Raw genomic sequence first — 12,967 nt, 5'->3', positions numbered from 1 at the left:
AAAACAATGACCCAATTTACACATATCAATGCTTCTGGCGAAGCAAACATGGTTGACGTGTCAGCAAAAACGGAGACGGTTCGTGAAGCTCGTGCTGAAGCATTTGTTCACATGGCCCCAGAAACACTTCAACTGATTGTCTCTGGCCAGCACCACAAAGGTGATGTATTTGCGACGGCTCGTATTGCTGGTATTCAAGCTGCGAAGAAAACCTGGGATTTGATTCCACTTTGTCATCCGCTACTACTCTCTAAAGTTGAAGTTCAACTGGAAGCTATCGAAGCAGAAAACAAAGTTCGCATCGAATCAGTATGTAAACTTGCGGGTAAAACTGGTGTGGAAATGGAAGCGCTCACGGCAGCTTCCGTTGCTGCTCTAACGATTTACGATATGTGTAAAGCAGTACAAAAAGACATGGTCATTGGTCAAGTTCGTCTACTAGAGAAAACGGGTGGTAAATCTGGTCACTTTAAGGTGGAATCATGATTAAAGTACTTTTCTTTGCTCAAACTCGCGAGCTGATTGGCATCGACAGTGTCGAGTTAGACGGGCCGTTTGAAACGGTTGAATCAATTCGTGCACATCTAGTGGAAGAAGGCACTAAGAAAGATGGCAAGTGGGATTTAGCGCTCGAGCCAGGAAAGCTACTTGCTGCAGTGAACCAATCCATCGTCCCTCTGGATACACAAGTAAAAGCAGGTGACGAAGTTGCGTTTTTCCCGCCGGTAACTGGGGGTTAAGATGGATTCTCGTGTTTCTGTACAAATTGAAGACTTTTCGGTTGAGCAAGAATATCAACGTCTATCTGAAGGGACGGCTGCCGGCGCTGTCGTTACATTCGTTGGTAAAGTTCGAGATATGAACCTTGGGGATAATGTCATTGGTTTACATCTAGAGCACTATCCGGGGATGACAGAGAAGAGCTTGAGCGACATTTGCGATCAAGCTGAGTCTCGCTGGCCACTATTAGGTGTACGCGTGATTCATCGTGTCGGAGACATGGATAGCGGTGATCAAATTGTATTTGTGGGCGTTTCCAGTGCGCACCGCGGCGCGGCATTTGATGCGTGCGAGTTCATCATGGATTATCTGAAAACCCAAGCACCATTTTGGAAAAAAGAGCGTACGACGAATGAAGATCGTTGGATTGAGTCGCGCGACACCGATCATCAAGCTGCACAGCGTTGGGAAAAATAGAACTAACCCGCATTCTAGTGAAAAAAGCTAAGTGCTAATGGTACTTAGCTTTTTTTGTATTTATCTTCATTGTATTGCTCACTTTGTTTCAATATTTCCTATCTTTTGTCTGGTGATATTCTTCACAATAAAAGTTTTTTGCCCAATATATAAACAATTATTTGTTAGACTTGATTTGTCATAAATGTTAAATGATGTGTAAATATCTAGCATAAGATGCTAGTAAATGGTTTAAACTCAGATTAATCGAAAGTTTCGCCTGTTAAATGTCGCTTCTGGTCTTTATTTGGCTGGTGAATGCTTTGGGGTTAGAGTTTACTGCTAGATATGTGTGGTTTAGTCAGCATTATTGGTTTTTTTGCTACATTTTTATGGCAAATTACTTCAATGATTGCTAATGTGTGCCGCAGTCTTTGTAAGGTTTTAGACTTTTGTGCTCAGAAAGTGCACTAAAAAAATCTAAAACTCTGACCGTTCCAGGCCCTTACAAAGAAGTCATGGATGCTAACGAAAAAATTTGGAGTTTTACGCATGTATAAGAATAAAATCACGCGCGCTTTATTTATTGGTGCTGGTCTTTCTCTCGCTCTAGCCGGTTGTGGTGAAAAGCCTGCGGAGAAACAAGCTGCTGAGCCTGCTCCGGCTCCAGCCCCTGAAGCTAAATCTGATTCTAAAGAGCCAAAACTTGCTGCTGTTCAAGAATTGGTGCGTGGTAACGGTACAGAAGTTGCGACAATAGACCCTCATAAATCTCAAGGTGTTCCAGAATCCCACGTGATTCGCGATCTTCTTGAAGGCCTTGTAAACCAAGATGCGGACGGTAACACTATCCCTGGTGTTGCAGAATCTTGGGAAACTGAAGACAACAAAACATACACTTTCCACTTACGTGAAGACGCAAAATGGTCAAACGGTGATCCTGTCACTGCAGGTGATTTCGTTTACAGCTTCCAACGTGCAGTCGATCCAGCAACCGCCTCTCCATATGCTTGGTACATGGAATACACCAAGATGAAGAACGCAAAAGACATTGTTGCGGGTAAAAAAGATAAGAGCGAGTTAGGTGTTAAAGCGGTTGACGATCACACGTTAGTGGTTGAGTTAGATACTGCAGTACCATATTTTGTAATGATGATGGGCCACACGACAGTGAAACCTGTTCATCAAGCAACTGTTGAAAAGTTCGGCGATCAATGGACGAAGCCAGAGAACTTTGTAGGTAACGGTGCTTATGTTGTTGACAACTGGGTTGTAAACGAGCGTTTGGTTCTAAAACGTAACGAACAGTACTGGGACAACGAAAACACGACGCTTGACCAAGTTACTTTCCTACCAATCGAGAACCAAGTAGCGGAAATGAACCGCTTCCTAGCGGGTGAAATCGACTTCACGAACGAGCTGCCTACAGAGCACTTCAAGCGTCTGAAGAAAGAGCACCCACAAGAAGTGTCTGTAACCGGTAACTTATGTACTTACTACTACATCTTCAATACGAAGAAAAAGCCGTTTGATGATGTTCGCGTGCGTAAAGCGATTTCTTATGCGATTGACCGTAACATTGTGACTGATGCGATTTTAGGTCAAGGTCAAAAGCCAGCTTACTTCCTAACACCTGAAATTACGGCAGGTTTCAACCCAGAAATCCCTGCATACGGCAAAATGACGCAAGAAGAGCGTAACGCAGAAGCTGCGCGTCTATTGGAAGAAGCGGGTTACGGCGCAGACAACCCTCTTGAATTTAACCTTCTATACAATACATCAGAGAACCACAAGAAACTTGCGGTTGCACTGGGTTCAATGTGGAAGAAGACGCTTGGTCTAGACGTTACGCTAGAAAACCAAGAGTGGAAAACTTACCTATCTACCAAAGATTCTGGCAACTTTGAGGTTGCTCGTGCAGGTTGGTGTGGCGACTACAACGAAGCTTCATCTTTCCTAACGCTGATGATGAGTAATAACACTACTGGTGGTATTCACTACGACAGCAAAGAGTACGATACGATCATGAACAAAGCATTTGCTTCAACTTCTGACGAAGAGCGCCAAGCACTTTACCTAGAAGCAGAGAAGTTGATGGCAAAAGATATGCCAATCGCACCTATCTACCAGTACGTGAAATCACGTCTACTATCACCGAAAGTTGGTGGCTTCCCAGTAAATAACGCGGAAGACAAGATTTACTCTAAAGATCTCTACATCACAGAGTAATTCGTAACTCGATAGAACTATAAAAATGAGGCCCTACATGTGAGAAATTGCATGTAGCGCCTATCTTTAGTCCAAAAGAATTGGACGACTTCTTTAATTTAACTGTCACAGACTGAAAGAGTGAGTTTATGCTTAAATTCATCGCAAAAAGGATATTTGAGGCGATCCCAACAATGTTGGTTTTGATCACCGTATCTTTCTTTCTTATGCGCTTTGCACCGGGAAACCCTTTCTCGACAGAGCGTCCATTGCCACCCGAAGTAATGGCAAATATCGAAGCTAAATATGGCTTGGATAAACCTGTATTTGAACAATACACCACGTATTTGACCAATGTTATCCAAGGTGATTTCGGACCGTCATTTAAATACCTTGATTACTCAGTAAACGAGCTGATCGCGGTTGCCTTACCTGTTTCGGCTAAAGTGGGCTTCATCGCCTTTATCTTTACTTTGATAATGGGGGTTACCGTCGGTACCATTGCTGCGCTCAAGCAAAATACTTGGATTGATTACACCATTATGTCGACTGCGATGCTTGGTGTCGTAATGCCATCCTTTGTATTAGCGCCTGCGCTTATCTACATATTCTCGCTTCACTGGAATATCTTCCCTGCGGGCGGTTGGCAAGATGGTAGCTGGCAGTATTTAGTGCTTCCTGTTATTGGTATGTCGCTACTGTATGTTGCTACCTTTGCTCGTATCACGCGTGGTTCGATGATCGAAACCCTAAACAGTAACTTTATTCGTACGGCACGTGCTAAAGGTCTAAGTTACCGTTACATCATTATCAAACACGCTCTGAAGCCGGCACTTCTCCCTGTTGTTTCTTACATGGGGCCAGCTTTCGTAGGTATCATCACCGGCTCCGTTGTTATCGAAACCATTTTTGGTCTGCCTGGTATTGGTAAACTATTCGTTAACGCTGCATTTAACCGTGACTACTCGCTAGTAATGGGGGTAACCATTCTGATTGGTTTCCTATTCATTCTATTCAACGCGATTGTAGATATTTTACTTGCAATGATTGACCCGAAAATTCGCTACTAACAGGGACGTTTGGTTATGTTAACGAAAAAAGAAAACCTAGAAGCGATTGAGAAATTCTCCGAAAACTTGGAGATTGAAGGTCGTAGTCTTTGGCAAGATGCTCGTATCCGTTTCATGCGCAATAAAGCGGCGATGGTGAGCTTATTCCTTCTTGTTCTAATGACGTTGGCGGTTATTATCCTGCCAATGATCGCACCGTACACATTTGATGATACTGACTGGTACGCGATGCACGTTGCACCGAATGCTGACCATTGGTTTGGTACTGACAGCTTAGGCCGTGATTTATACGTGCGTACGCTAATTGGAGGTCGTATTTCGTTGATGGTGGGTGTTATGGGTGCATTTGTAGCGGTACTGATTGGTACGCTCTACGGCGCAGCATCTGGTTTCATCGGCGGTAAAGTTGACCGCGTAATGATGCGTATTCTAGAAATTTTATACGCGGTACCGTTTATGTTCCTGGTGATTGTACTGGTAACATTCTTCGGTCGTAACATCATGCTGATCTTCGTTGCGATTGGTGCTATCGCATGGCTAGATATGGCGCGTATCGTACGTGGTCAGACTCTTAGTCTACGTAGCAAGGAGTTTATCGAAGCGGCACATGTGTGTGGTGTAAGCAACTGGAAAATCATTACTCGTCATATCGTACCGAACGTACTGGGTATTGTAGCGGTATACTCTACGCTGCTTATCCCAAGTATGATTCTAACGGAATCATTCCTATCATTCCTTGGTCTTGGTGTTCAGGAACCAATGACAAGTTGGGGCGCTCTTCTACAAGAAGGTGCACAGACAATGGAAGTAGCAATCTGGCAGCTGGCATTCCCAGCAGTGTTCATGGTTGTGACGCTATTCTGCTTCAACTACGTTGGTGACGGCCTGCGCGATGCGCTGGATCCAAAAGACAGATAATTAAAAGATAAGATTAAGGAAGCAATGATGAGCTTATTAGATGTCAAAGATCTGCGCGTCGAATTCACCACGCAAGATGGTATCGTAACCGCAGTAAACGATTTGAACTTTTCTCTCAACCAAGGCGAAACCTTAGGTATCGTTGGAGAGTCGGGATCAGGTAAATCTCAAACCGTATTCGCAATCATGGGCCTTTTGGCTAAGAACGGTATTATTTCTGGTAGCGCAAAGTTTGAAGGCAAAGAAATCCTAAACTTACCAGAAAAAGAACTGAACAAAGTGCGTGCGGAACAGATCGCAATGATCTTCCAAGACCCAATGACATCACTGAACCCTTACATGAAAGTGAGTGATCAGTTGATGGAAGTGCTTATGCTGCACAAAGGCATGGGCAAAGCGGAAGCATTTGAAGAATCAGTACGCATGCTGGAAGCGGTAAAAATCCCTGAAGCGCGTAAGCGTATCACGATGTACCCGCATGAGTTTTCAGGCGGTATGCGTCAGCGTGTAATGATCGCGATGGCGTTGTTATGTCGTCCTAAACTGCTTATTGCCGATGAGCCAACAACAGCACTTGATGTGACGGTACAAGCACAGATCATGGACTTGTTGAATGAGCTGAAATCTGAGTTCAACACAGCGATCATCATGATCACGCACGACCTTGGTGTGGTTGCAGGTTCGTGTGACAAGGTGCTGGTGATGTATGCAGGCCGTACTATGGAGTACGGTAACGTAAACGAAATTTTCTACAATCCAAGCCATCCTTATGCGGAGGGGCTGCTGAAGGCGATTCCTCGCCTCGATACTGAAGGTGAAATTCTGCCGACCATTCCTGGTAATCCACCAAACTTGCTTCGTCTACCGCCGGGCTGCCCTTATCAAGAGCGCTGTCACCGTGTGATGGATCGTTGTAAGCGCGAGGCGCCAATTCTGACACCATTTGGTGATGGTCGTCAGCGTGCATGTTTTTCTGAATGGGAGGCTTGGAACAAATGAACGCAGTAGACAAAAAACTAATTCTGGACATTTCTGAGCTGAAAGTTCACTTCAGCATTGCCTCAAAGTCGGCATGGCCGTGGTCAAAGCCTTCGAGCCTGAAAGCGGTAGATGGCGTGAACGTTCGACTATACGAAGGGGAAACGCTTGGTGTAGTAGGTGAATCAGGTTGTGGTAAATCGACGTTTGCTCGTGCCATCATTGGTCTGGTTGAAGCTACTGACGGCCAAGTAGTGTGGTTGGGTCAAGACCTTACTAAAATGAAAAGCGTTCAGCGCCGTGAGACGCGTAAAGAAATTCAGATGATTTTCCAAGACCCATTGGCATCGCTGAATCCGCGTATGACTGTTGGTGATATCATTGCTGAACCTCTTGAGACATTCTATCCAGAACTGTCTAAGCAGGAAGTGAAAGATCGCGTTAAAGAGATGATGGCGAAAGTTGGCCTATTACCTAACGTGATTAACCGTTACCCACACGAGTTTTCGGGTGGTCAGTGTCAGCGTATCGGGATAGCGCGTGCGCTTATCCTTAAGCCTAAGATGATCATTTGTGACGAGCCAGTATCGGCGCTTGATGTATCTATTCAAGCTCAGGTTGTTAACCTGCTTAAAGAGATTCAAAAAGAGTTAGGGCTTTCTCTGGTATTCATTGCGCATGACTTGTCTGTCGTTAAACACATTTCAGATCGCGTTTTAGTTATGTATTTAGGTAATGCCGTGGAACTTGGCGAGGCCGAGGCTCTGTTTGCTGATCCTAAGCACCCATATACGCGTGCGCTGATGTCTGCGGTTCCGATCCCGGACCCGGATATTGAGCGCAATAAGAAAATCCAAATGCTAGAGGGTGATCTTCCTTCACCTATCAACCCACCGTCGGGTTGTGTATTCCGCACTCGTTGCCCACAAGCAACCGAAGAGTGTGCGAAGACGAAGCCAACCATTTTAGGTAATGACATTCACGCGGTATCTTGTTTACACGTTAGTGTATAAATTCAGCCTGTGACGGGCTTAAGCGCGACACCTTCATCGGGTCGCGCTTTTTTTATGTGTCTGATTTATACATTCGAATTTCTTGAACATGATGTCCTAAGTTCGATGATTCTCTGTTTGATAGGAAACGCTAATATAGACACAAACAGAACGAGAGGAGAGCAATCATGGGTAAGTTGGTTGAAGGTGTTTGGCAAGATGTCTGGTATGACACAAAATCAAATGGTGGCAAATTTGTGCGCGAAGATGCCGGATTCCGTAACTGGGTTAAAAACGACCCTGATGCGGAGTTTACGCCAGAGTCCGGTCGATACCATTTGTATGTCTCTCTTGCTTGTCCTTGGGCACATCGAACCCTCATTTTCCGCAAGCTGAAAGGTTTAGAACCACATATTGATGTCACGGTCGTTTGCCCTGATATGCTCAGCCAAGGTTGGCAAATGGGGCTTCCTGAGCCATTGTTTGGTCACACGCGCATGTATCAAATTTACACGCAGGCCAAACCCGATTACACGGGCCGCGTAACCGTGCCTGTACTTTGGGATAAAAAGACCAATACTATTGTGTCGAACGAGTCGTCAGAGATCATTCGTATGTTTAACTCGGAGTTCAATGCGTTAACAGGGAATCACGACGACTACTATCCAGAACATCTAAAACACGTTATTGATGAGTGGAACGATTTTGTTTATCCGAATGTCAACAACGGAGTGTATCGTTGTGGCTTCGCGACTACGCAAGAGGCGTATGAAGAAGCGTTTGATTCTTTGTTTAATGCGTTAGATAAAATCGATGCTCACCTAGCGACGCATCGTTACTTAGCAGGGAACACAATTACTGAGGCGGATTGGCGTTTGTTTACGACTCTTATTCGTTTTGATGCGGTGTATGTGGGGCATTTCAAGTGTAACAAGCAGCGCATCGCAGACTACGAAAATATACAAGGCTACTTAAAAGAGTTGTATCAAGTTGAAGGCGTCGAAGACACGACGGATTTCTATCACATTAAACGCCACTACTACTTCAGCCACACAGGGATTAATCCGACGCAAGTTGTACCAAAAGGGCCTGATTTAGACCTAAATACTCCTCATGGAAGAGAAAGGATTGGCTAGTTTGCTGCTTCCATCGCAAATGAAAAAGTACTTAACGGTTAGCAATGCCGTTAAGTACTTTTGTGTCATCTAAATACCGGGAGTAGGAAGTTTACTTTTTCATTCATCGTCACCTTACTTAGCGCGTACGATGTCCATCACTAGCTTTCCGTCCACTTTTACAGGACCGTCCTCTTTAGCGCCGAGCGTATACTCAAACACACCAGTCTTCATGCCACCTTTCTCTCCGTGGACCATTAACATCAGCATATCGCCTGATTCTACTGGTTCCATCAAAATTGCATTTACGTTTTCATTCTTTCCCATTTTTAACGGAGCGTAGCCGATAACAGGACCAGGCTTCATTGATTCGTCTGTTCGGTGGACAACCATCCACCCATTGTCATCAGCATGAGCCATTTCAGCGGTCACCGTTCCTCCGGACATATCTTGATCGACGCCTTTAATACTCGAGGCGGAAAAGCTGAATGAAGAAAAACTAATCAGAAACGCAGCTAAACCAAACTTTATCAGTGATGTATTGATGAAATCCTTCATATATATTCCTTAGCAGTCAATGAGTTTGTGCATTGCAGTAGCTTTTACGTATTTCCTAGCAAAAAAGTTTAGCTAAAACGTAAATAATGCCGATAAATTGAACAGGGGCCGTGCTGCCTTGGAGCCAATGTATTTTGGGGAATGGGTCAATCGGTGTAAGAACAAGCGCGAGCATTGTCGATTAGGTGTGGTGGGGCGATAGGGAGAAAAGCTTTGCGCACCAGTAATTATAGGTTGTGCAGTGATTGGTATAAAAAACAAATAAGTGTTCTGGCCAGCAATAGAAAAAGCCCTCGATGAATCGAGGGCTTTGTATCTATATCCAACTAGATGTCAGAAGCGATTATTTAGCTTCTTGGTCTGCTTGGATAGCTGTTAGAGCGATGGTGTACACGATGTCGTCTACTAGCGCGCCACGAGACAAGTCGTTTACAGGCTTACGCATACCTTGCAGCATTGGACCGATAGATACTAGGTCAGCTGAACGTTGTACCGCTTTATAAGTTGTGTTACCCGTGTTTAGGTCTGGGAATACAAATACTGTCGCTTTACCTGCAACTGGAGAGTTTGGTGCTTTAGAAGCAGCAACGTTTTCCATAATAGCAGCGTCGTACTGTAGAGGACCGTCAATGATAAGATCAGGACGTTTCTCTTGAGCCAGTTTTGTTGCTTCACGTACTTTATCAACGTCTGCACCCTTACCAGATTCACCAGTAGAGTAAGAGATCATTGCAACGCGTGGTTCGATACCAAATGCTGCTGCAGAGTCAGCAGATTGGATAGCGATTTCAGCAAGCTGTTCAGCAGTTGGATCTGGGTTGATTGCACAGTCACCGTAAACCAGTACTTGATCAGGCAGAAGCATGAAGAATACTGAAGATACGATAGACGCATTTGGTGCCGTCTTGATGATTTGGAACGGAGGAACGATAGTGTTCGCCGTAGTGTGAACAGCACCAGAAACTAGGCCGTCAACTTCGTCGTTCTCAAGCATCATTGTGCCTAGGAATACTGAATCTTGTAGCTTCTCACGAGCCACAACTTCAGTCATGCCTTTAGCACCGCGCAACTCAACTAGGCGAGCAACGTAGTTTTCACGAACAGCATCTGCATCAATGATGGTTACACCAGTACCTAGCTCAACGCCTTGTTGAGCCGCTACGCGACGGATTTCATCTGGGTTACCTAGAAGTACACAGTCTGCAATGCCGCGTTCAGCACAGATTGCCGCTGCTTTAACTGTGCGTGGTTCGTCACCTTCTGGAAGAACGATACGCTTACCTGCTTTACGAGCAAGTTCAGTTAGCTGGTAACGGAACGCTGGTGGGCTTAGACGACGAGACTTCTGAGTGCCTTCAGTCATAGACTCGATCCAGTTACCGTCGATGTGGCCAGCAACGTGTTCGTTGATGAACTCGATACGCTCTTTATCGTCTGCAGGTACTTCGATGCTGAAGCTCTGTAGGTTTAGAGACGTTTGCCAAGTGTTACCTTGTGCTTTGAAGATAGGTAGACCAGTGTCGAATGCTGGTTTACATAGGCCTTCGATTTCGCTAGGGATATCGTAACCGCCAGTTAGCAGTACTGCACCAATATCCACACCGTTCATTGCAGCAAGAGAAGCAGCAACGATAACATCAGGACGGTCTGCAGAAGTAACAAGTAGAGAGCCCGGTTTGAAGTGCTCAATCATGTTTGGCAGAGAACGTGCACAGAAAGTGATGCTCTTGATGCGACGAGTGTTGATGTCACCTTCGTTGATGATATCTGCTTTCAGGTGCTTAGCCATGTCGATTGCACGAGTCGCAATCAGATCAATGCTCCATGGCACACAACCTAGTACACGAATTGGAGAAGTGTTAAAAATTTCCATCACTTTCAATTCGTTTTGTTTCGCGCTGTCTGCATCGTCAAAGATTTCAGATAGGTCAGGGCGAGTACGGCCAGCTTCGTCAACAGGAGCGTTTAGCTTGTTGATGATAACACCAGAGATGTTTTTGTTTTTAGTGCCGCCGAAGTTAGAACATGCTACTTCGATACGCTCTTTCAGTTGCGCAGGGTTATCAGTACCTGGAGTCGCAACTAGCACGATTTCTGCACCAAGTGTTGCCGCGATTTCCGCGTTTACTTGGTTTGCAAATGGGTGCTTACGAGTAGGTACAAGACCTTCGATTAGCGTAACGTCTGCGTCTTTGTTGATTTGGTTGTAACGTTCAACAACGGTTTCTAGCAGCTCGTCCATGTTGTCGTTACCGATTAGGCTTTCAGCAACAGACATCGCCATTGGTTCACCGATCTTCATATCGCTGTTACGACCAACGATAGTTGAAGTCAGATCTGGCTGATCACCACCTGAACGTGGCTGACAGATTGGCTTGTAGAAAGAAACTTTAACGCCTTTACGCTCCATAGCGCGAAGAACACCCATGCTAACGCTTGTTAGGCCAACGCCTGCGCTAGTAGGGATAAGCATAATAGTACGAGACATTCGTAGAGTACCTTTAGCTATTTGGGGGATAAAAGCTCAACTCTTATTCCATGAAGCTCGAAGAATAGGAGTTGAGCCCCTAAGAAATTCGTTTGAATGAAAATCTGGCTAGCCGAGTGGCTAGCCAGGAATTCAATTAAAGACCTGTCAGGCGAGCAGTGTCTTCAGCGATGACTAGCTCTTCGTTAGTAGAGATAACCATTGCAGGGATACGGCTGTTTTCAGTCGTGATAACGCCTTCGCCGCCGAAGCGAGCTTTAAGGTTAGCTTCGCTATCTACTTCGATACCGAAGATGCCAAGACGGTTTAGAACCATTTCACGGATAGGGCCAGAGTTCTCGCCGATACCGCCAGTGAAAGTGATTGCGTCTAGACGGCCTTCCATTGAAGCAGTGTAGCCAGCAACGTATTTAGCTAGACGGTGGCAGAACACGTCCATTGCGCGTGTTGCTTCTTCTTTTTGACCGTAGTTGTCTTCAACGAAACGACAGTCAGAAGTCACTTCAGTTAGACCTTGAAGACCAGACTCTTTAGTTAGCATCGTGTTGATTTGATCAACAGAGTAACCTAGAGCGTCGTGTAGGTGGAAGACGATAGCAGGGTCGATGTCGCCACAGCGAGTACCCATTACCAGACCTTCAAGTGGAGTAAGACCCATAGAAGTGTCTACAGATTGACCGTTCTTGATCGCACATACAGATGCGCCGTTACCTAGGTGACAGTTGATGATGTTTACTTCTTCAACTGGTTTGTTTAGTAGGCCTGCAACTTCACGAGTGATGAACAAGTGAGAAGTACCGTGCATGCCGTAACGACGGATACCGTGTTCTTTGTATAGGTTGTATGGAAGAGCGTATAGGTAAGACTCTTCAGGCATAGTTTGGTGGAACGCAGTGTCAAATACAGCAACGTTTTTCAGCTCTGGGAAGTTTTTCTTAGCCGCTTCGATACCGATGATGTGAGCAGGGTTATGAAGAGGTGCAAATGTTGCAGCGTCTTGAATACCTTTTAGAACTTCATCAGTAATTAGTGCAGATTGAGTGAACTGCTCGCCGCCGTGAACGATACGGTGACCGATTGCGCCTAGGTTAGCTTTAAGCTCTGGCTTAGAAGCAAGAATAGTTTCTACCATAAACGCTAGTGCTTCTTCGTGAGCTGCACCATTGCCTAGTTGAGCTTCGTGCTTGCCATCAAGTTTCCACTTGATGCGAGCTTCAGGAAGGTGAAGACACTCAGCAAGACCTGACAAGTGCTCGTCGCCGTTCTCGGCATCAACAACGGCAAATTTAAGAGAAGAACTACCGCAGTTTAAAACTAAAACTAGCTTAGACATGTATGACTACCTGTTATTCGTCTGATAAAAAAATCAGTTAAAGAATGAAAAATTAATCACAAGAATAGCCGATACCCAGAAGGCTGCGTACTAATCCTGGTCAAAAATTGTTCTAATTCCATATAAAGAAA

General features: G+C 45.1%; 12 protein-coding genes. 9 read left to right on the top strand and 3 right to left on the bottom strand.

Features of this window, described 5'->3' with window-relative positions; all coding sequences use genetic code 11:
- Nucleotides 1-6: 6 nt before the first annotated feature.
- From moaC to R7Q38_RS06785, 9 genes are all read left to right on the top strand, one after another.
- Nucleotides 7-486: a cyclic pyranopterin monophosphate synthase MoaC gene (gene moaC, locus R7Q38_RS06825; protein ID WP_005380779.1), complete on the top strand. Its 480-nt coding sequence runs from the start codon at nucleotides 7-9 to the stop codon at nucleotides 484-486.
- On the top strand, nucleotides 483-740 hold the full coding sequence (gene moaD / locus R7Q38_RS06820) for a molybdopterin synthase sulfur carrier subunit (RefSeq protein WP_005388938.1): 258 nt from the start codon (nucleotides 483-485) through the stop codon (nucleotides 738-740). Before moaC ends, moaD begins: the two co-directional genes overlap by 4 nt.
- Nucleotide 741: 1 nt before the next feature.
- Nucleotides 742-1,197 carry a molybdopterin synthase catalytic subunit MoaE gene (gene moaE / locus R7Q38_RS06815; RefSeq protein WP_005380781.1) on the top strand — a complete coding sequence of 152 codons (456 nt, stop codon included), beginning with the start codon at nucleotides 742-744 and terminating at the stop codon, nucleotides 1,195-1,197.
- A 531-nt stretch (nucleotides 1,198-1,728) separates the two neighbouring features.
- Nucleotides 1,729-3,405: an ABC transporter substrate-binding protein gene (locus R7Q38_RS06810; protein WP_222712460.1), complete on the top strand. Its 1,677-nt coding sequence runs from the start codon at nucleotides 1,729-1,731 to the stop codon at nucleotides 3,403-3,405.
- Nucleotides 3,406-3,533: 128 nt separating this feature from the next.
- Complete coding sequence (oppB, locus tag R7Q38_RS06805; RefSeq protein WP_005380786.1) at nucleotides 3,534-4,454, top strand: oligopeptide ABC transporter permease OppB; 921 nt, start codon at nucleotides 3,534-3,536, stop codon at nucleotides 4,452-4,454.
- A 15-nt stretch (nucleotides 4,455-4,469) separates the two neighbouring features.
- A complete protein-coding gene (oppC, locus tag R7Q38_RS06800) occupies nucleotides 4,470-5,372 on the top strand; it encodes an oligopeptide ABC transporter permease OppC (protein WP_017633861.1) in 903 nt (300 codons plus the stop codon).
- A 27-nt stretch (nucleotides 5,373-5,399) separates the two neighbouring features.
- Complete coding sequence (locus tag R7Q38_RS06795) at nucleotides 5,400-6,371, top strand: ABC transporter ATP-binding protein (RefSeq protein WP_005380792.1); 972 nt, start codon at nucleotides 5,400-5,402, stop codon at nucleotides 6,369-6,371.
- Nucleotides 6,350-7,363: a murein tripeptide/oligopeptide ABC transporter ATP binding protein OppF gene (oppF, locus tag R7Q38_RS06790; protein WP_281419951.1), complete on the top strand. Its 1,014-nt coding sequence runs from the start codon at nucleotides 6,350-6,352 to the stop codon at nucleotides 7,361-7,363. The genes R7Q38_RS06795 and oppF overlap by 22 nt, the downstream gene beginning before the upstream one ends.
- A gap of 167 nt (nucleotides 7,364-7,530) precedes the next feature.
- Nucleotides 7,531-8,478 (top strand): glutathione S-transferase family protein, encoded by a 948-nt coding sequence (locus R7Q38_RS06785; RefSeq protein ID WP_042523110.1) that lies wholly within the window; start codon nucleotides 7,531-7,533, stop codon nucleotides 8,476-8,478.
- Between the two features lie 114 nt (nucleotides 8,479-8,592).
- On the opposite strand, the gene R7Q38_RS06780 is transcribed toward R7Q38_RS06785, so the two are convergent.
- The 3 genes from R7Q38_RS06780 to R7Q38_RS06770 form a co-directional block, all read right to left on the bottom strand.
- A complete protein-coding gene (locus tag R7Q38_RS06780) occupies nucleotides 8,593-9,015 on the bottom strand; it encodes a hypothetical protein (RefSeq protein WP_005387269.1) in 423 nt (140 codons plus the stop codon).
- A 343-nt stretch (nucleotides 9,016-9,358) separates the two neighbouring features.
- Nucleotides 9,359-11,503, bottom strand: coding sequence for a phosphate acetyltransferase (pta, locus tag R7Q38_RS06775; RefSeq protein ID WP_005380805.1), 2,145 nt, complete (start codon nucleotides 11,501-11,503; stop codon nucleotides 9,359-9,361).
- Between the two features lie 136 nt (nucleotides 11,504-11,639).
- Nucleotides 11,640-12,836 carry an acetate kinase gene (locus tag R7Q38_RS06770; RefSeq protein ID WP_005380807.1) on the bottom strand — a complete coding sequence of 399 codons (1,197 nt, stop codon included), beginning with the start codon at nucleotides 12,834-12,836 and terminating at the stop codon, nucleotides 11,640-11,642.
- Between the last annotated feature and the right edge of the window lie 131 nt (nucleotides 12,837-12,967).

It is taken from the genome of Vibrio sp. Vb0598, assembly GCF_033338935.1.
Taxonomy (GTDB): Bacteria; Pseudomonadota; Gammaproteobacteria; order Enterobacterales; family Vibrionaceae; genus Vibrio; species Vibrio alginolyticus.
The sequence above is the reverse complement of the archived record's forward strand: the minus strand, read 5'-3'. Positions and strand labels throughout refer to the sequence as shown.